Genomic DNA, 19143 nt, shown 5'->3' on the forward strand with positions numbered 1-19143 from the left:
CTCACAGTCGCCGTGCTAATCGCGGATCAAGAGCGTCGCGCAGACCATCTCCCAGGAGATTCACGGCCAGAACAGCGAGCGATAGAAAGAAACCAGGAAAGAGAATTATGAAGGGTGCGGACTGAAAATAGGTCCGCCCCTCAGCCATAATATTTCCCCAACTCGGGATTTCCGGAGGTGTACCTGCACCGATAAAGGAGAGGATAGCTTCCAGGATCATGGCAGATGCAAAGATGTAGGTTCCCTGCACAAGCAACGGAGCAAGTGTGTTCGGAAGTATATGTCGTATCAGAATACGTAGAAGGGGCGTGCCACTGGACACGGCTGCTTCGACATATGGTTCTTCTCGTAAACTGAGGACTAGGCTTCGAACCAGACGGACCACTCTTGGTATTTCAGCAATGGCAATCGCCATAATCACGTTCTGAATACTAGCGCCAGCCAGTGCCATTAAGGCGATGGCGAGCAACACAGGTGGAATGGACATCAGTCCGTCCATGATCCGCATTACAATGGCGTCAAACCAACGAAGAAAACCTGTCAATAAACCTATGGCCAAACCGACGCTGATACTAATAGCAGCAACCCCAACACCGACGAGCAGGGATATCTTTGAGCCGTGAACAACACGGCTATAGAGATCCCTACCCAGCATATCGGTGCCAAAGATAAATTCACCCGATGGGCCTTGAAGCCGATCAATAGGAGAAATTGCTTGTGGATCGTGTGACTGCAGTAGCGGGGCAAAAAGGGCCATGGCTACCATTAAAAGCAAGAGTGATGAGCCCAAAGCTACTGTGGGGTGACGCTTTGTCTGCGCAACCAGTCGACCAGTAAGCCGACTTCGTGCAACCCGAGGAGGATTAAGAGTTGTGATTGCCATATCAGTACCTAATCCTTGGGTCGAAGAAGCAGTAGCTGACATCCACTAGGAGGTTGATGAATACATATACAAATGAAAACAGCAGGATAACTCCCTGAATGATTGGATAATCCCTACGCAGAATCGCATCCACGGTTAGTCGGCCCAATCCAGGAATGGCAAACACCGTCTCTGTGATGACGACACCACCTATCAGCAGAGCAACTCCGATCCCAATTATTGTAACAATGGGAACTGCCGCATTCTTCAGCGCATGGCGCAGCAAGACCTCTTTCTGGTTAAGCCCCTTGGATTTTGCTGTCCTGACATAATCCTGGCTCAGGACCTCAAGCATGCTCGCTCTTGTTATTCTCGCTATCAAAGCGGCAAACACGGCGCCAAGCGCGAGACTGGGTAGGATTAAATGCCGGATGAAGGGTAAGAATCCTTCGGAAATGCTGACATATCCTTGAACCGGCAGGACTTCTAGCCATACCGAGAAAATCAGAATAAGGGTATATGCGATAACAAAGACTGGAACTGAGAATCCCAGAACCGCAAACCCCATCACAATCCGATCGATAGCCGTGCCAGCCTTCCAAGCGGCGATCACCCCCAAAGGTACCGCAAGGGCGACAGCGACAATCATCGTTGAGACGGTCAGGGCAACGGTCGGCTCCAATCGCTGCAGTATGAGATCTGCAACCGGTCGATTGGTGAAAATCGACGTTCCCAAGTCACCCTGCAAAACCCCACCAATCCAGGTGCCGAAGCGAACGAAATATGGCTGGTCCAAGCCCATGTTCTCACGGATCTCGCGCACATCCTCTTCACTGGCCATATCACCGGCAATGATTGTCGCGGGATCTCCAGGACTAAAATAAAGAAGGGAGAACACCACCAGGGCGACGACGCCCATAACAGGAATGGTAGCTAGCAGTCGCTGAACTATGTAGGAGAACACGAGTCGCTCCTCTCTGCAGATTTCAGAGTCTTATTGTATCGTCAGAATTCTGCGAGGAGTCCGGACAAGAATGGCCTCGATCTCATTTTCGGTAAAATTGCGCTCTCGCATCAACGGCAGAACATTTTTGAAAATGTGGGCGTAACCGTGGCCACCGAACTGAGAGAGCCTTGTGCGATAGCAAATATCCTGCGAGATCACAATTTGATCCATGTGACCGTGTTCGATCAAAGTCCGGATGAACTTCAACCTAGCACCATCATTCGGCATATCGATATCTGCCAGCGGATAGTAGGTGTGCTCGAGACCGAAAAGGTCGAACTCGATGATACAACCAGTATCCGCCAAACGAAGTAGGCGTTCCTCATCAAAGATCGTGCGATCGATATGGCTGATAACCAGGCGCGAAACATCACCACCATGCTCTTTGACGAAATCCGCCACTTCCTGTGGCTGGTCTTGATCACGCCCAGGATGGACGTTTAATGCCGCACCGGTTTCTTCCTGCGCGATGAGAGCCCCGCGCATCACTGTTTTCTCCAGGTCCGTCCAAGGAGACTGACAACCGATCTCACCAATTAAGCCTGCCCGTATCTCGGTTCCCCAGGCACCACCGAAAACTTGACCAACCATCTCTTGAGCAAAATCGTCCACGCTTCGATTGAAGTTCTCGGGGTCTTGGTATTCTTCAACGTAATGGCCGCAGCCCATGATAATATCGACATCACTGTCTTTGGCGACTTCAACCAGACCTTCTGGATCAGGGCGTAATCCACCGCAGGTCAGCTCCACAACGGCTTGACCACCAACTTTATTGAGTTGGCGCATCTCCTCTTTGGCCACCTCGATCATATCCAATCGGTATTTGGTTATGTGCTCGACTCTGCCGTAAGCGATGTCGTGGTAGTTCTGGAGAGTGATCTCGGGATCGTTGGCTTCGATCTCCCGCTTTGCTGGAGAGCGAATGTCACACAAAACGTGTTCATGCATGAGCGTTTGGCCCAGAGCCTCCGGCTCAATCAAGCCAGTAACTGTTTGAATTTTCCCTTTCAGGTCTTCCCGATTCATCTCTTGCCTCCACTGTACATTTTATTCGTTTCGCGAGCTTAAAACTGATTATTATTTTGTAAGCTCAGCGTAGGTTGTTGGCTGTCGGGCCTCGAAGAATTTCCATTTCGAGCGCACTTCCTTGACTTCCTCCAGATCCAGATCAGCAACAACGAGTTCATCCTTATCATCACTCGCTTGGGCTATGATTTGTCCCTTTGGACTTACAAAGTAGCTGGATCCGTAGAAGTCGCCGATATTCCATGGCGCTTCCCTGCCCACTCTATTGATTGCTCCGATGAAGAAACCATTGGCGACAGCGGCTGCAGGCTGCTCAATTTGCCAGAGGTATCGGCTCAGATCTGCTGGCGTCGCACTTGGGTTGACCACGTACTCCGCGCCATTCAGTGCCAGTGCGCGCCACCCTTCCGGGAAATGACGGTCATAGCAGATATAGACGCCAAGCTTGCAATACCGGGTATCAAACACCGGATATCCCATATCACTCGGCTCAAAATAGTAGGTTTCCTTCCCCACGGGAAGATTGGGAATATGGTTCTTTCTATATTTTCCCAGGTACTTTCCGTCGGCATCTATAACCGCTGCAGTATTGTAGTATTTTCCGTCGTCTATTTCATAGATAGGCGCGACGATAACCATACTGTGCTTACGGGCCAGGGATGAAATTCGCTGAACCGTGGGGCCATCTGGAACTTCTTCGGCCGCAGCAAACCACTTGTCGTCAGTTACAGCACAGAAGTAGGGCTGATTGAAAATCTCCTGCATACACAGGACTTGGACACCTTGGGCACCCGCCTGATCGATCAGCTTCTCATGAGCATCGAGCATATGCTCTCGTAGAATGTCCGGCGAAAGGTCTGTCTCTCCCTTGAGGGACATCTGTATCAGGCCAGCTTTCATGACTCTCTCCTTTTCAGAAACTCAATGTTTCAGAAGCAGGGGCTTCCGTACTGAGACAAACTCTTCGACTGCGGCGCACAACTTATCGAACTCAGCATCCCTCATGGGCAGCGAGACGTTGATCATTCCACGTCGGGCCAACCACACACCTGCGTCTATAAGATCCAGGAAGAAAAGTTCACGCAGATCGCTGTTCCCACGAGCTGCATCCATGGGCGTATGAATTTCGCCCTCTGTCATATGCACGGTCATCATGGAGCCTCGACCAGTGAACTGCATTGGGACCCCAGCAGCTTTACAAATCTCATTCAGTCGTTGGCGCAGGGTTTCCCCCCGTTGATTGAGCTCACGTGAGGCTTCAGGAGTGAAGACACGACTCATACCGGTATATCCCGCAGACATCGTTAGTATGTTGTTGTTGAAAGTGCCCGCATGAGGAAATGAACCCGGCTTATGCGGGTTAAAAAGTTCCATCAATTCGGACTTGCCGCCGAAGGCCCCGAAGCTAAAGCCTCCCCCAATGTATTTGCCCAGAGCTGTCAGGTCTGGAGTGATTCCCAGAAGTTCCTGCAGACCACCCGGTGCCAAGCGTGATGTCATAACTTCATCAAAGATGAGCAACGCACCCGTGTCCGTAGCAGCATCCCGCAGGCCTTGCAGAAAATCCGCCTTGGCCGGAATGCAGCCTCCTGCGCCCATCATGGGCTCCACCACTATTGCTGCAAGATCGGAAGCATTCTCTCTAATTAGCTCTAGCGTACTCTCGAGGTCGTTATATGATCCCAAGAGAAAATCGAATGGCGCATTGATCGGGCTTCCACCACCGGCGAAAACAAAAACGCCGCCATGGTAGCTTCCATTAAATACAAGGATCTTCTTTCGACCGGTGGCCGCGCGGCTCAGCGACATGGCCATGAGGTTGGCTTCTGTCCCTGAGTTGGTAAAACGTACGCTCTCGAGAGAGGGGAAGCGATCACAGAGCAATTCGGCAAGCTGTTGCTCTATCTTTGTGTGCCCCCCCAGAACGATGCCCCCATCAAGGGCCTGTTTCGCCGCATCGATTATGATCGGTTCGGAATGGCCATACAAACCGGCCGTATATTCCCCCAGAAAATCAACATACTCACGTCCATCCAAGGTACGGATATAAGCCCCGTCTCCCTCGGCGACAGTGATTGGGAAGGGCTCGCAAAAAAGAACTGTCCGCGTATTACCGCCCGGCATCGATTGGCGAGCCAGGTTGTGTTGCTCAAAGCTAAGGGGATTCTTTGAAAGGTAACGCGAAGCAGCATCGTCAAGAGCTGATGCCAAATCTGTGTTCGGCTTTGGATCAGGTGACATTTAATCCCTAGTCCCTTTTAGTATTTGTTTTTAATGCAAAAAAAGAGTGCGGGTTATCCGTAGATACCCGCACTCAAATCATCAGGATTTTTCGATATTCCAGAAGGCTGGGCTTTGTTGCCCAACAACACCACTTATTCGATTTTCCACGAAGGCCACTGGTCGGAAGAACTGTCCCACGTGGACATAAGGGACAGACTCAAAGAAACGAGTCTGCAGTTCATCCATGATTGTCTGGCGTTCTTCGACGCCTTGAGCATTGGCATAGGTAACCCGCAACTCTTCGAGTTCTTCGTCGCAGGGCCATCCATACCAGTTGTCTCCATCACAACTCGTATCCAGCGGAACATTGGTGATCGGGTTCTGCATCGTGAAACCCGGCCACCACGTAGGGAATATGTGCCAACCGCCCCGGTCCTCTTCCGGGCCTTCCTTAATGGGGCGGCGTGACGTAAGTGTACTCCAATCCTGAGCTTGTAGCTCCACCTCTACACCTGCACGCCGCAGATGATCTGCAGCCACAAGGCTCATGAGGTGCATCAGGTTCTGGTCAGTCGGGTCCATGAACACAACGGGACGACCATCGTAGCCTGCTTCTTCGAAGAGCTTACGGGCCACCTCGAATGGATCTTCACCACCCTCGAATTGCTCGAGACCTGCTTCTGATTCACTTGGAGACCCGCATATGAATGGTGAAAGGCAGACACGCTCATAGTCTGGCACACCAATCATCGCGGATAAGTAATCCTGCTGTTGTGTTTGAACCAGATGAAGCAGCGCTTGGCGGGCTTTGGGATGATCAAATGGATGAATCAGGGTATTCATCCGCAGCATCCCTTGGTAACCAACAGGATCTATAACCTTAACGGCAATATTCGGATCGCCGTCCAGCTGTGGCAGCATGTCGTGCGAAGGGAATTCCAACATATCCACCTCGCCTGCCTGAAGGGCTTGTACTGCCGTTCCAGGGTCGGGGATGTAGAGCCATTCAACCCGCTCGACATTTACGACTTTGCCTCCTGCCAATCCATTGGCAGGCTCCTCTCTTGGGACATAGTCAGGGTTGCGGCGATAAACGACCTTGTGACCCGGATCCCATTCATCATCCACAAAGATGAAAGGCCCGGAGCCAACCGTCGTTTCAACCTGTTCACTGGCAGCTTTCTGAGCATCTTCCTCGCGCATTATAACGCAGGGAAGAACTGGATTGGCCAATGCTAAAAGGACCATACCGAATGGCTCAGAGAGCTGGAGTGTGAAGCTTTTCTCATCATCGGCCTCGAGAGAATCAGCACGATCCATCATCAAGCCGCCTTCAGTTCTCGTTTGAGACCAACGCTTGATTGATGCAACGCAGTCACTCGCAGTGACATCAGTTCCGTCGTGAAACTTCAGCCCCTCTCTCAGCGTGAATTGGTAAGTCAATCCATCGTCACTGATTGAGTAATCTCCAATCATCTGAGGCTGTGGCTCCAGCTCATCGTTCATTGCAAACAGCATGTCATAGATCATGTGCGCGTGATTGGCTGTGATCTGTGCTGTCGTAAAAACAGGGTCTAGAGTACGCAAGTCAGCCTGCGGAACGACGCGCAAAACTCCTTCTGCGGCCTCTGCTCTTGTCACCGACCATCCCAGGCTTGATAGGAATGCAGCTCCAGCAAGTCCGCTAGCGCCTTTCAGGAAAGTCCTGCGATCTTTATTGATCACTTTTGAATAATGTATCCCAGTCATCCATGTGCTCCCTTGTTTAAGCAGTTATTGGCCGGTTATTTTTCCCAGCTCATTATTATTCGGTTTCGATAGACAGCTCCCTAAGTAAGACTTCGACATTTCCCATGTGGCCGATTGCAGCTTCGCCAAGCTGCTGCGCAACCGCAGACAGCAAAATCTGCGCCACAAAGAAGTTCGAAGCAGCAGAACTGAAGTAGAAGGGACTTCTAGCCCTGAGGGTGACATGCGACGGTCCCTCTCCAGCGATCGGAGAGGATAGATCGGTCAGAGCGACAATAGGGATGTCCCTCTTCATCATCGCTGTGCAAGCGTCCACTGTGATCTGGGTGTAGGGCCTGAAAGAGACAGGAACGAAGACGTCTTTTTCCGTTACCTGCGCCATCTCTTCAGCGATCGCATTCCCTGAAGTTCCAAGCATGAAAACTCTGGGACGCAAAAAGCTCGCAAATGAAGTGAAGAAGTATGCAACTGCATGGGTTGCCCTCAGCCCCATCACATAAACCACTTCTGCCTTGCAGATCAGTTCTGCGGCACGCCTGACCTCATCTTCATCGAGCCCTGCAACCGTCTCCAGAAGCCTACCGACTTCCTCATTCGCAAGATCCTGAAGGCCGTTGGGGGCACCTGAGTGGTTCTTCTCTATTAGGCCTTGTGTCTGGCTGCTGTAGAAAAGTCCTCGCTCAGCAACGTGCCTGCGAAAGACTTCCTGCAACTCAGTGAAGCCGCTGAAACCCAAGCGCTGCCCCAACCGTGTCAGGGTCGAGGGATCCACGTTGGTCTCTTTTGCGATTTGGGAAATATTCTGAACTGCAGCACGATGCGGGTGCTCAAGCATTGAGACCAGAGCACCCAGGGCTCGGCGGCCAATCCTGCGGTCATCACCTCGGCGAACCCCTTCTACGATAGCACTTAGCTCAGTCGTTGTCTGAGGCACAGCATGAGAAGCTTCGATTGTCGCCATAAGGAGCCTTCCGCATTTGCGTTGCATCCGTATATGCAAACTGTACAGGCATTATTTTTATGCGCAATAGTTATTTGCGCATACCGTTTGTATGCAAATTCCGGTGCATATTGTTTGCTTGCGTATCTACTGACCCTGAGAGCTGTAGTTTCCAGGTCTTCTGAGTTCAGCCTTTTCTGGGAATTAGATACGCAAACTCAATGATGACGATATCCCATGGAATTGCGGCTCAGCCGAACCTATACCAACCAATCGGGACACTATCCGTGCATGCCATTGCCCGGGCCGATCATGCCGCCACTGCCCGGCGGATCATGTGGCGCACCACTGCCTCGAGCATAGCGCTAGCAAAGCGCAGGCGATATAGTTGCGATGCCGATATCAACAACATCGACCTGCTCCGACATCTAGGTCTGTTCAGCCAGGAACTGCGGAAACATATCGACTACCAGGACTGCGCGTACCATCCACAAGAAGGTCCTTGTGACGCAAGTCGCAGCGCCACTAGTAGTTATGCTAGGGTGTAATGTCGTAGCGCCGTGCAACATCCGTAATCTTGGCCCGGTAAACCCAAACCGAAGTCAGGACCTCCTGCTTTTGGTCCGGTGACCAGCGCCGATGTTGCTCCACACCCGTCAATACTTCCTAGCACATCCGTCGCTAGGCGGCCTGCGAACCGGCCAGAAGCCAATAGGGACAAGCGAACAGGCAGCATGAACCGCTTTGACACGCGCCCGCCCTGTGGGCAAACGGGGGGCTCCGTGGCACCCTCAGGCTTGCTCACAGTGTTACATAAAGTATAACTGTAGCGGTCAATTGATCTGTTAAATAAGCTATTTAATTCAGCTTGTTATCGACAAAGGCGTCACAGCAGGTGCCTGGATCAGTTAGGTGTGGATAGTCATTTTGTGGTGATGCCATCAGCGATCCAAGAATACCGCCTGCCCGATGGGTAATTGAGACTAGTCGATTGCTGTTTAGCAATCATTTCTCTCGGAGAACAACATGACCCGCGCGCGTCTCCGACATTGATCCGTGATCGAGTGCGATCGAACCGTTGACAAGAACCAGCTCTATCCCAATAGCGGGACTGATAGGCTCCTCGTACGTCGCGGTGTCAGCGACCCGTTCCGCGTCGAATAGCACTATATCAGCAAATGCGCCTTCGACTATGAGTCCTCGATCATTCAAACCGAACGTACTGGCTGCTAATCCAGTCATCTTGTGAACCGCTGTTTCCAAGGGCATCAATTCCAAATCACGTGCGTAGGATCCCAGTACGCGAGGAAAGGTGCCCCAGAGGCGAGGATGAGGATGCGCACCGTACGGAATGCCGTCTGAGCCGATCATCGTAGATGGATACGTGATGATGCGTCGGACATCGTCTTCCGACATACAAAAATATATCGCACCGGCGGGAATCAGACGCTCGATTGCCTCATCAATCGTGCAATTCAACACTTCAGCGATACGTTCCAGGTCCCATCCATTGAATTCTGGATATGGTTGGGACCAGGTCACCAGAACGCGAGTAGATTGCTCGACCATTTCCGGCAACAGTGAACTCGAACCCGCGATGTAGGGATATGCATCCAGGCCAACCGTTTGATGCCGCCGAACTTCGTCGAACATTTTGAGCGTTCGGGTACTTAAACCATGGTTTTTATGGCCCATGCATTTGTGATGGGACACAACGAGTGGGACACCAGCAGAGGCAGCCGTCTCAAAAGATTCACGCAGCGATTCCTCGACATGATCATCCTCATTTCGCATGTGGGTCGTGTAAATGCCCCCCGTACCTGCCATCAACTTTAGAAGATGGAGGACCTCAGTTGCCGGTGCGTGGCGAGCAGGAGGATAATAAAGTCCAGTGCTCAGACCGATAGCACCCGCATCCAGCGCTTCCTGAAGGGAAGCACCCATTTCATCTAGCTCTTTGTCTGTGGCAGGTCGATCTAGGGAATCCATTGCCCCCACACGTAATGTCGAATGCCCTACCAGAGGGGCTACGTTTACCGCTGGGGGTGCATTTTGCAGGGACGCGATATAGTCAGAAAACCTCGGATACTGATAGATGCTTTCGTCGCCGATAACATTTAGGGGGGGAGGTACAGGCCCATCCGGTTGGAGTGGAGCAAGGCTGATGCCGCAATTACCAACAATAACGGTTGTCACGCCCTGAGTAATTTTTGACGCCATCGGGTTTTGAGACAAAACTTGCGCATCATCGTGCGTGTGAACGTCTATGAACCCAGGGGCGAGCGCCAACCCACCACCTTCGATCACGGCATTAGCGGAGCTTCGTTCGAGCGATCCTATTGCGGAGATCCGATCCCCTTTAACGGCCACGTCCCCGTGACGTTCCTCACCCCCCGTGCCGTCGAAGATACGGACGTCTTTAATGATAAGATCGTGGTGCGTGCTATGGGTATTCATCGAGATATCGTCGCCTATTCGGAATGCAAATAAACTGACCTGAATTCACTGGAGATAGTATGTAATTTTAAGAACTCCGCAATGAGCATTTGGCAGCAATCAGGTTATACTCTGCCACTGAATGTTTCACGAAAGAGCACCTCGAACAATCGGATATGTGAATCTTTGCGATAGGGCCAAAGCGTGTTGAAGGAGACGGGATTGCAACACTAACTAGCTGTTCAGTCCCGACACGCACTGGTGGATGCCGAGGGGGCCTATCGCCCTGAAGCTGACAGCAGGACAGGCGCATGACGGCAAGGCCCATGATGGCATGGAGATTCGTCAGCTTGTCGGGGAAGGGTACGCTTGGGCCAACATTCCGGCCCGCAAGAATCGGAAAGAGGCCTTTGCCTTCTCTGGCTTCATCTACCTCTATCGTAACCTAGTCGAGCGCTTCATCGAGGTTTACAATAACGAGCGGCCCCACCAGGCCCTATCAGGCGCTTATCCAGGGGAAATCTATACACCCTCACCGCGCGTCTACGAGCCGCCGCGCGAGCCGGACTATCCCTTCCATGATCGCATTGTGAGAGTAACCCGCTGCGGGCGCATCTGTGTCGGAAAACGCAAGATCAATCTCAGCACCGTCTTCGCCGGGCAAACCCTCGGCATCCGCGAGGTCGACGATCAAATCTGGCTGGTCAGCTTCATGCACTATGATCTAGGATTCTTCGACAAGGAGACGGACCGTGTCGAACCCGGTCCCAATCCATTCGCCCCGGAGAAACTGTAAACCATCTCTCCGGTATCAAATGTAAACCATCTGTCCGGAACGGACCCTCTGAAAATGGTGACCCCGGCAGGATTCGAACCTGCGACCCCAGGATTAGGAATCCTGTGCTCTATCCGGCTGAGCTACGGGGCCACGCGAAGGTTTTATAGCAGCGCCAAGGGGCTTGCCCAAGTCCGCTGTTATAGCTGTCCGCTTCCCCTCTCAGGCCAGCGCCTTGTACTTCTCCGTCGCTGCGACCAGGGCCCGGCGGATCCCCGGTTCCATGGCCGAGTGACCGGCGTCGGGCACCAGCACGAACTCCGCCTTTGGCCAGGCGTCACGCAACTCGAAGGCGGTGACGGGCGGGCAAATGCAGTCATAGCGCCCCTGGACGATGGTGCCGGGGATGTCCTGGATGCGGCCCACATTGTCCAGCAGGGAGTTGGGCGGCAGGAAAACGCCATTGAGGAAATAGTGCGCCTCCATGCGCGCCAGGCCCAGCGCCATGGTGTCCTGGCCGAAGGCCGAAACGGTTTCCGGACTGGGCAACAGAGTGGAACAACTGCCCTCGTAGGTGCTCCAGGCACGCGCCGCCGGCATGTGCACCGCCGGATCGGGATGCATCAGGCGCTTGTGATAGGCGCCCAAGATGTCCTTGCGCTCCGCGTCATCCAGAGGCGAGACCAGCTTGTCCCAAACGTCGGGGAAGAAGGCGCGCAGGCCATAGAGGAACCAGTTCACCTCGCTCTCGCGGCACATGAAGATGCCGCGCAGCACAAGGGCCCGCACACGCTCGGGGTGGGTCTCGGCATAGGCCAACGCCAGTGTCGAACCCCAGGAGCCGCCGAAGACCTGCCAGGTCTCGATCTTCAGCATTTCGCGCAGGCGCTCCATATCCGCGATCAGGTGGGCGGTGGTGTTCTCCTCCACCTCGCCCAACGGGCGTGAGCGACCGGCTCCGCGCTGGTCGAAGATGACGATACGGTAGTGCGCGGGATCAAAGAAGCGGCGATGCGTCGCTGAGGCCCCGGCCCCCGGCCCGCCGTGCAGGAAGATTACGGGCTGGCCGTCGGGATTGCCCGATTGCTCCCAATAGATCTCGTGCAAGTCGCTGACCTTCAGGTAGCCGCTGTCATAGGGCTCTACGGGGGGAAAGAAATCCAGTTCCGACATGCTCACCGCTTCGTTGACTGTTCAAAAAATCCGGCCGCCAGGAGCCAACCGGCACACGGGCAACTTATAACGCAGCTTAAGGCCTTGAACAGCGTCAGCCATGCTTATAACGGAACCGAAGTTTCGTTTCTTGTTGCGCGCATCTGGCTCAGTCTTAGGAAAGTGCGGGATTCTCAAACCAGACAACACCCAGTCCACGCTGCAGAAGGCTCGCTCCCTCCTCGGCAGCGAGGACATCCTTGTCGCCATCTGCATCCATGTCCACAGAGCGCAATTCCCTGTAATCCCCATCCGCCAGGTCTGCCGTGATGGCCGTTCGTGACCAGTGCTGAAAGGTGCTGGCATCATGCTCCGTTAATGAAAGAGCCTGCGAGCTGCCGGCCACAATCTCTCCAACGCCGTGGCCATTCAGATCACCACAGATCAGCAGTTTAGGTGCAACCGGAAGGATTGGTGTTTTCCACTCTCGTACAGGAGTCATGGAGCGCCGGTTCTCCGCACCACCATTGCCCTGTTCGTGATACTGAACCGCCGCTCCGGAAAAGCTGTTGGCGGCTTCGTTCACCGCAAACACGCCGCTTGTGCCATCACCGTCAATATCACAGAGAGTGAAGATCGATACCCTGCGGTCCATTCCCCGAAACGCCCAGGCGCCATCACTTGCCTCGTCGGGATTCTCCAACCAGCCAAGGTGTCCCTGTTGGGTCAGGAGAAGATCCTCCTCTCCATCACTGTCCATGTCATGAAGTTTGATATCTCGAACCGAGCCGCCAGGTACAGGTTGCGACCAATGACTCTCCTCGCGAACGGAAATGGCCGGTGGCCAAGAAATCTCTGCCGTCCAAATCCCATCCTCATGGCCTACAAAGACCATGGAAGTTCCACGTTGGCGGCCTGGAACATTTAGAACCGTATTGTAGTCGCCAGAGAAAAAACCCGTCAGTCTTTCCGAAGTCCAGGAGCCTGCTTCGAAAGGATTCTGTCCTTGCTCGAGGAAATGCAGGGTTACCTGCATACCCGGAATGCCCACGGCCGTCAGGATACTCTCCTTGCTCCCGTCTCTGTCTAAGTCCGCAAAGGAAACATCCTCAAGGCCCATATAGACCAGCCCTTCCGCGATATCGATTTTCTTCCAGGTCTGAGTCCCGTCACCCGCACCAAGATTCTCGTAAAGACGAACAAGTCCGGACTGCTGCCATCCAGCCACAAGATCCTGGTCCCCATCACTGTCCAGGTCCGCCACGTCCAGCGAATCAGCTCCGTTTGCCGCGGAATCGACGACATGCATGTCCCAGTGCTCTGCGGCCTGGGCCTGCTTGGCCAAAAACGTTCCGTTATGATCCGGAATCCCGATACGAACGACGGTCACCCCCGTGACCAGGGCTATCGTTGCCGCAGCCGCGCCAACCCCAACACGCTGCCATCCGTGCAGTGCGATGCCCGGCATTTCGTCTTCCCCGGGCTCCGGACCCTCGACAAAAACCTCAGGCCCCATGGGAGGATGAGACCGTTCCTCGGCAGGTCCCAGAAGCCACTCCTCTGGAATGGGCTGCACATTATCGGTCCTGCAGCGACGATAGATATAGAGCTTCTTGACCCCAGGGCTCTTGACGATCGAGTCAAGCTGAAAGCCAGCCCGCTCGATCAATGGAAAAACTTCAGAAGCAGCTGCTTTAGGGGCCCGAAAGACGAAATAGTATCCCGTCCTTTGCAGCGCCTTGTAGAGAACAAGTCGCCGTATTTCTTCATCCAGGTGCTGGTAGACCCCCAAGCAGAGCACAACGTCATAGACTGACTCGAAAATTTTTTCATCGTCGAGACAAGTCGGATCATTCAATTCCACTGCATCAAAACGCACACGATTGCTTCTCACCAGTTCTCGCGCCGAGGCAATCCTCTTGGCACTGTGATCCACGCCATGGATCGCACTAGCCCCGCTTTCCAGAAACGGCGGCAACATAAGGCCCTCGGCACAGCCCATATCCAGGATCGTGCTGCCATGTGCAATTGGAACTACAGCCTTCAGGGCAGCCCTCCTGTGTGCCGCGCTGGCCTTTCCGCTCAGACCGCTCCGGCCATCACCGTAGTAGTCTTTGTGAAATGCGGAATGCCAGTGTGCTTGCTTGAGATTCGCTACGGTGGACAGCGAACGCCGGACCGTTTTTCTCAAAACTTTCAATCCCTTAAATCAATTGAACGGGCACAGCCTGATATCTTCCCAAATCATGAATTTCCGGCTGTATATCGCGGGCGACAGACCACGCTCAGGAAATCCCTACATATGATCGGGGCAAAGGTTGTACAATGAAGTCGCTTACACGCATTCACGGATACGAAATGGTCTTTCCATACGTCTTCTACAGCTTCCTGGTCCTCCTGTTACTGGCAACCACCACCTTGCAAGCCGGAACATGGGAGGCCCTTGCTGAGACCAGAACAAAGATGCAAAGCGACTTCACGCTCGAACTTGCCTCCGGTGACAGCGTGCTTCTGGCCGGGGTGTTACCGCCGCAGACAGTACTTGAACCTGGAGCGGAGATGACAGCCTTGCAGGAGGAAGCACTGGCCTTTCTCAGCAGGGCAACGAAGGGCAAGTCCCTTAACTTGATTTCCACAGAAATTACCCATGACCGGCACGGTCGACGCCTTGCCCAGGTCTTCCAGGCTGGTACCCCGGAACTCTGGCTCCAGGGCCATCTTGTCCGCGAAGGACTAGCCATCGTCCACGGAGGCCCAGCTCGTCGCACTATGCAGACAGACCTGCTGGCCCTGGAGAACCAGGCCCGGCTTGCGAAGCGCGGTCTGTGGCGTCTTGCAGAATTGCAACCCCTATCTCCTCATCGCGCCAATGAAGCCATCGGCCGCTGGCGCCTGATTGAAGGACAAGTTCAGGACACGGCGGCAATCCGTGGACGCGGCTATATCAATTTCGGTGCGGATTGGCGCGAGGACTTCACGATCTACCTCAATCCTGAGAGACTCGCAGAGTTCGAAGAGACAAGCGGACCGCTGGACAGGCTCCAGGGACGCCGGCTTCGCGTGCGGGGCTGGCTTGTTTCCTACAATGGGCCCATGATCGAGCTGAGTTATCCCGAACAGATCGAGGTACTGGAATGAGTGACAGAACTTGCCTGAAGCAGCCGCGGAAATGGCTTGCCGGCCTGGCCATGGCCATGGCACTGCCCTTGATGGCGGGCTGCGAGACCGCCCCGGCCACGGGAGAACAGATCTTCACCGGCGGCATGACCCAGGAGCGTGAGCGCGAAGTCGGCCGCGAAATGCATCAGGAAGCCAAGGAGCAGTTTGGCGGCGTCTATGACGATCCGGAACTAAACGAGTATGTCAGCTCGATCGGCAACCTGCTGGCCCGCACCTCGGAAATGCCCAATCTGGATTTCACCTTCACCGTGATCGACAGTCCGGATGTCAACGCCTTCGCCCTGCCCGGCGGCTATGTCTATGTCACGCGCGGCCTGGTCGCGCTTGCCAACAACGAAGCCGAACTGGCCAGTGTCATCGGCCACGAAATCGGTCACGTCACGGCCCGCCATGCCGCCGCACGCCAGGGTTCGTCCGTTCTTGCCGGGGCGGCGCAGCTTGGACTGGCCGTCCTGCTGGGGGGTGAAGCGGCTCAGGCGGCGGCCCCGGTCTCTGCGGCCATGATCCAAAGCTACAGTCGCGAACAGGAGTTCGAGGCGGACACCCTGGGCATCCGCTACCTGGCGCGAGCCGGTTATGATACCCGGGCTTCCAGCGCCTTCCTCAATTCGCTACAGCAGAACAGTCGCCTTAATGCCGAGATGGCTGGCCGCGGCGGTGCGGCCGACGACTTCGATATCATGCAGAGCCATCCACGCACTGCGGATCGCGTACAGCAGGCCGCAGCCCAGGCAGGCGTCAGCGCACCGCGAGACCCCATGCTGGAGCGTGATCTCTACCTCTCGAAGATCGACGGCATGCTCTATGGCGACAGCCCAAGCGAAGGCTTCATCCGCGGGAATCGCTTCTCGCATCCCCAGATGCGCATCACCTTTACCGTGCCCGAAGGATTCCACCTTCGGAACAGCAGCGACAAGGTGGTGGCCAGCGGGCCGAACGGAGCGGGCATCATATTCGATGGAGACCGGCAACAGACGGGTGGCTCCATGCAGGATTACCTGACCCGGCAATGGGCCCAGGGCATTCGCCTGGAACAGGTGGAAACCCTGGACATCAACGGCATGGAAGCCGCCACGGCCGTAACCCGCGCGAACACCAACCAGGGCCCTCGCGACCTGCGCTTGGTGGCCATTCGGGAAAGCGGCAACCAGATCTATCGCTTCATGTTCGTCACACCGCCACAAGCGACCAGCCAGCTCTCGCAAGGCTTGCGTGAAACCACTTACAGCTTCCGGCGCCTCAGCCAGAGCGAAGCCAATTCGCTGCGCCCCTATCGCCTGCGCATCCATCAGGTTCGGCAAGGAGAGAGCGTCACCGACATCGCCAACAGGATGCCTTTCGACCGATACCGCGAGGCCCGTTTCCGCGTTCTGAACGGCCTGGGGCCCAATGACCGGCTGCGAGCCGGCGACAGGGTCAAGATCGTGGTGGAGGGATAGACATGCTTTCGGTTCGGCGCATGAGAGCGAGGGCATGGCTGCCATGTCCGTTGCGGACAGCCACAGCGATTGCGCCAAACGGGATCCAGGAGTGAAATCACCTTCTTGAAGCGTGCTTACCGGGGGGCGGTAAGCCCAGGGATGGAGATTTCATGTCCAGCCTGCGCCGGGGACAGACTCTGGACACAGCTGCACTGAAGGTGATCGCAGCGGCTTTCCTGGCCGTTCTGGTCGGAATCGGCCTGTCGCGCTTCGCCTATACCCCCCTGCTTCCGGCCATCATCGAAGCTGGCTGGTTCGAGCCGGGCCAGGCCGCCTATCTTGGGGCGGCCAATCTGGCCGGTTACCTGCTGGGCGCACTCTGCGGTCAACGCCTGACACGCTACTGCACGCCGGCCACAGCCTTGCGCCTCCTCATGCTGGTGGCCACCGCCGCCTTTGCCGCCAGTGCACTGCCCATTTCCTTTGGCTGGTATTTCCTCTGGCGCCTGCTGTCCGGTCTGACGGGCGGAGCCTTGATGGTCATTGCCGCCCCCTCGGCCCTGGCGCACAGCCCACAAAACCTTCGAGGCCTTGCCTCGGGGGCAATCTTCACCGGCGTAGGCCTCGGCATCGTGCTCTCGGGCACGCTGGTTCCCTTGCTCCTGTCCCGCGGACTCGTCGTGGCTTGGCTAGGACTGGCGCTGTTGTCACTCTGTGCCAGCCTGCTCGTCTGGTGGTGGTGGCCTCGCGATAGCGGCAGGCACAGGAGTCAGGACTCGGTCGCACCGTTGTCCCATCAGGGTCATGCCGCTGCCTGGCGCAGCGACATGCTGGCCATTTATGCCAGCTATGGACTGACCGCGATCGGCCTTGTCCCCCACATGGTTTTCCTGGCGGATTTCGTGGCCCGGGGACTCGGACAGGGCGTGTTCCTTGGAGGAGTTTACTGGGCCATCCTTGGCCTGGGCGCCCTGCTGGGACCGCTGGCCTCGGGGCGGCTTGCCGACCATGTCGGCTTCGGTACGGCGCTTCGCACCCTGGTGCTGATCAACATCGTGACGATTGGCCTGCTCTCCATGAACCACGCCATTCCGCTTCTTGTCCTCTCCAGCCTGCTGGGTGGCGCCGCCATAACCGGCAGTGTCACCCTGGTTCTTGGACAGACACGCGCGCATATCGCTGACCCTCTGGCGCATGGCCAGGCTTGGAGCCTGGCCACGGTCACCTTCGCCCTGGGTCAAGCCGTCAGCGGATACGGATTTTCCTGGCTGTTCGCGCGCAGTGACGGAGACTTCGGATTGCTGTTCCTGATCGCGTCACTGGCGCTGCTGCTCGCGTTCGGGGCCAGCCTGCTTTCACGCTTCCTGAGCCCGGGCAGGCTGCGACTCTAGAAGTCTTCAGGCTTCAAGCATCAGGTCGTTGGGCCGGGCACCATGCTGCATGACAGCCGACCGCAACTTGCCAAGCGCACGATTCTCCAACTGGCGCACCCGTTCCTTGCTGACTCCGAGCCGGTGTCCCAGGGTTTCCAGGGTCACCACATCCTCGTCCTCGGCCAGACGCCGTGCCTCGATGATCTGGCGCTCGCGCGTGTCCAGGCACTCAAGCGCATCCTTCAGCCAGCGCGAACGCTGCTGGATATCAAAGGACTGCATGGTGCTGTCTTCGGGTCCGGCGCGCTCATCGGCCAGAAAATCCTGCCATTCAGCTTCTTCTTCCTCGTTCAGGGAGGCATTGAGGGACTGATCCGAACCGGACAGGCGAATTTCCATGGATTCCACGTCACTCAAGGCCACCTTCAGGTCGCGGGCAATCTTGCCGCGACCTTCATCGTCCAGGCCCGCGCCACTGTTCTCTTCGATCTGTGCACGCAGGCGGCGCAGGTTGAAGAACAGGGATTTCTGGGAAGCCGTGGTTCCTGTGCGCACGATCGACCAATTGCGCAGGATGAAGTCCTGAATGGCAGAGCGGATCCACCAGGTTGCATAGGTTGAAAAGCGTACCTCCCGGTCCGGCTCGAAACGTGCCGCGGCCTGCATCAGGCCGACGGATCCTTCCTGGACCAGGTCGCTGACAGGCAGGCCATAATGACGAAAGCGCATGGCACTGGAAATCACCAGGCGCATGTAGCTGCGGATCAGTTCGTGGAGCGCAGCTTCGTCCTGACGGTCCCGCCAGGCACTGGCCAGTTCGAACTCGTGCTCACGGCTCAAGAGCGGTTCGGACATGCTACGTCTAATGAAACGGGCGCCGGCACGCTGGGTTTGACTGTCTTCGTAGTGTGCCATCTGTGCTTCCTTCACCTATCAAAGCGTAAATATTCATTGAAATGCTTTACGCTTCTAAGCGGTGAATGGATCACCGGCGCATGAA

At 55.5% G+C, this 19143-nt stretch carries 15 protein-coding genes and 1 tRNA gene; 4 read left to right on the forward strand and 12 right to left on the reverse strand.

All coding sequences use genetic code 11. The features are described from left to right. Position 1 precedes the first annotated feature (1 nt). The 8 genes from G502_RS0108810 to G502_RS0108845 form a co-directional block, all read right to left on the reverse strand. Complete coding sequence (locus G502_RS0108810; RefSeq protein WP_026989259.1) at positions 2-925, reverse strand: ABC transporter permease; 924 nt, start codon at positions 923-925, stop codon at positions 2-4. After that, on the reverse strand, positions 885-1826 hold the full coding sequence (locus tag G502_RS0108815; RefSeq protein WP_022728303.1) for an ABC transporter permease: 942 nt from the start codon (positions 1824-1826) through the stop codon (positions 885-887). Before G502_RS0108815 ends, G502_RS0108810 begins: the two co-directional genes overlap by 41 nt. A gap of 30 nt (positions 1827-1856) precedes the next feature. Further along, positions 1857-2894, reverse strand: a complete 1038-nt coding sequence (locus tag G502_RS0108820) for a phosphotriesterase family protein (RefSeq protein WP_022728304.1) — start codon at positions 2892-2894, stop codon at positions 1857-1859. A gap of 51 nt (positions 2895-2945) precedes the next feature. After that, a complete protein-coding gene (locus G502_RS0108825) occupies positions 2946-3794 on the reverse strand; it encodes a nitrilase-related carbon-nitrogen hydrolase (protein ID WP_022728305.1) in 849 nt (282 codons plus the stop codon). 21 nt (positions 3795-3815) lie between these two features. After that, positions 3816-5135, reverse strand: a complete 1320-nt coding sequence (locus G502_RS0108830; RefSeq protein ID WP_022728306.1) for an aspartate aminotransferase family protein — start codon at positions 5133-5135, stop codon at positions 3816-3818. 81 nt (positions 5136-5216) lie between these two features. Further along, the gene (locus G502_RS0108835; protein ID WP_022728307.1) at positions 5217-6866 is read right to left on the reverse strand and encodes an ABC transporter substrate-binding protein; all 1650 of its coding nucleotides are present in this window, start codon (positions 6864-6866) and stop codon (positions 5217-5219) included. Positions 6867-6921: 55 nt separating this feature from the next. Then, the gene (locus tag G502_RS0108840; protein WP_026989262.1) at positions 6922-7827 is read right to left on the reverse strand and encodes a MurR/RpiR family transcriptional regulator; all 906 of its coding nucleotides are present in this window, start codon (positions 7825-7827) and stop codon (positions 6922-6924) included. Between the two features lie 984 nt (positions 7828-8811). After that, positions 8812-10263, reverse strand: coding sequence for an N-acyl-D-amino-acid deacylase family protein (locus tag G502_RS0108845; RefSeq protein ID WP_022728309.1), 1452 nt, complete (start codon positions 10261-10263; stop codon positions 8812-8814). A gap of 244 nt (positions 10264-10507) precedes the next feature. Between G502_RS0108845 and G502_RS22935 the strand changes: the two genes are divergently transcribed. Next, positions 10508-11038 (forward strand): integrase core domain-containing protein, encoded by a 531-nt coding sequence (locus G502_RS22935; protein WP_155957821.1) that lies wholly within the window; start codon positions 10508-10510, stop codon positions 11036-11038. Between the two features lie 55 nt (positions 11039-11093). Here the strand turns inward: G502_RS22935 and G502_RS0108855 are convergent. The 3 genes from G502_RS0108855 to G502_RS0108865 all read right to left on the reverse strand — a co-directional run bounded on the left by G502_RS0108855 (position 11094) and on the right by G502_RS0108865 (position 14360). Continuing rightward, positions 11094-11170: transfer RNA gene (locus tag G502_RS0108855), tRNA-Arg, on the reverse strand. Positions 11171-11239: 69 nt separating this feature from the next. Next, positions 11240-12190, reverse strand: a complete 951-nt coding sequence (gene pip, locus G502_RS0108860) for a prolyl aminopeptidase (RefSeq protein ID WP_022728311.1) — start codon at positions 12188-12190, stop codon at positions 11240-11242. Positions 12191-12344: 154 nt separating this feature from the next. Next, the gene (locus G502_RS0108865) at positions 12345-14360 is read right to left on the reverse strand and encodes an FG-GAP-like repeat-containing protein (protein ID WP_155957822.1); all 2016 of its coding nucleotides are present in this window, start codon (positions 14358-14360) and stop codon (positions 12345-12347) included. 134 nt (positions 14361-14494) lie between these two features. On the opposite strand from G502_RS0108865, the gene G502_RS21395 reads away from it, so the two are divergent. From G502_RS21395 to G502_RS0108880, 3 genes are all read left to right on the forward strand, one after another. Next, a complete protein-coding gene (locus G502_RS21395) occupies positions 14495-15307 on the forward strand; it encodes a thermonuclease family protein (protein WP_022728313.1) in 813 nt (270 codons plus the stop codon). Continuing rightward, a complete protein-coding gene (locus tag G502_RS19390) occupies positions 15304-16788 on the forward strand; it encodes a M48 family metalloprotease (protein ID WP_022728314.1) in 1485 nt (494 codons plus the stop codon). The genes G502_RS21395 and G502_RS19390 overlap by 4 nt, the downstream gene beginning before the upstream one ends. Positions 16789-16940: 152 nt before the next feature. Continuing rightward, on the forward strand, positions 16941-18161 hold the full coding sequence (locus G502_RS0108880) for a YbfB/YjiJ family MFS transporter (RefSeq protein ID WP_022728315.1): 1221 nt from the start codon (positions 16941-16943) through the stop codon (positions 18159-18161). A gap of 6 nt (positions 18162-18167) precedes the next feature. Here G502_RS0108880 and G502_RS0108885 read toward each other — a convergent pair whose 3' ends face one another. Next, complete coding sequence (locus G502_RS0108885; RefSeq protein WP_022728316.1) at positions 18168-19058, reverse strand: RNA polymerase factor sigma-32; 891 nt, start codon at positions 19056-19058, stop codon at positions 18168-18170. Positions 19059-19143: the final 85 nt, after the last annotated feature.

Source organism: Fodinicurvata sediminis DSM 21159 (genome assembly GCF_000420625.1).
Lineage (GTDB): Bacteria > Pseudomonadota > Alphaproteobacteria > Kiloniellales > DSM-21159 > Fodinicurvata > Fodinicurvata sediminis.

Excerpts from the sequence above, each read along its gene's own strand:
- G502_RS0108810 (WP_026989259.1), bottom strand. The coding sequence starts at position 925 with ATGTCAGCTACTGCTTCTTCGACCCAAGGATTAGGTACTGATATGGCA.
- G502_RS0108820 (WP_022728304.1), bottom strand. The coding sequence starts at position 2,894 with ATGAATCGGGAAGACCTGAAAGGGAAAATTCAAACAGTTACTGGCTTG.
- G502_RS0108825 (WP_022728305.1), bottom strand. The coding sequence starts at position 3,794 with ATGAAAGCTGGCCTGATACAGATGTCCCTCAAGGGAGAGACAGACCTT.
- G502_RS0108830 (WP_022728306.1), bottom strand. The coding sequence starts at position 5,135 with ATGTCACCTGATCCAAAGCCGAACACAGATTTGGCATCAGCTCTTGAC.
- G502_RS0108835 (WP_022728307.1), bottom strand. The coding sequence starts at position 6,866 with ATGACTGGGATACATTATTCAAAAGTGATCAATAAAGATCGCAGGACT.
- G502_RS0108840 (WP_026989262.1), bottom strand. The coding sequence starts at position 7,827 with ATGGCGACAATCGAAGCTTCTCATGCTGTGCCTCAGACAACGACTGAG.
- G502_RS0108845 (WP_022728309.1), bottom strand. The coding sequence starts at position 10,263 with ATGAATACCCATAGCACGCACCACGATCTTATCATTAAAGACGTCCGT.
- G502_RS22935 (WP_155957821.1), top strand. The coding sequence starts at position 10,508 with ATGCCGAGGGGGCCTATCGCCCTGAAGCTGACAGCAGGACAGGCGCAT.
- pip (WP_022728311.1), bottom strand. The coding sequence starts at position 12,190 with ATGTCGGAACTGGATTTCTTTCCCCCCGTAGAGCCCTATGACAGCGGC.
- G502_RS21395 (WP_022728313.1), top strand. The coding sequence starts at position 14,495 with ATGAAGTCGCTTACACGCATTCACGGATACGAAATGGTCTTTCCATAC.
- G502_RS19390 (WP_022728314.1), top strand. The coding sequence starts at position 15,304 with ATGAGTGACAGAACTTGCCTGAAGCAGCCGCGGAAATGGCTTGCCGGC.
- G502_RS0108880 (WP_022728315.1), top strand. The coding sequence starts at position 16,941 with ATGTCCAGCCTGCGCCGGGGACAGACTCTGGACACAGCTGCACTGAAG.
- G502_RS0108885 (WP_022728316.1), bottom strand. The coding sequence starts at position 19,058 with ATGGCACACTACGAAGACAGTCAAACCCAGCGTGCCGGCGCCCGTTTC.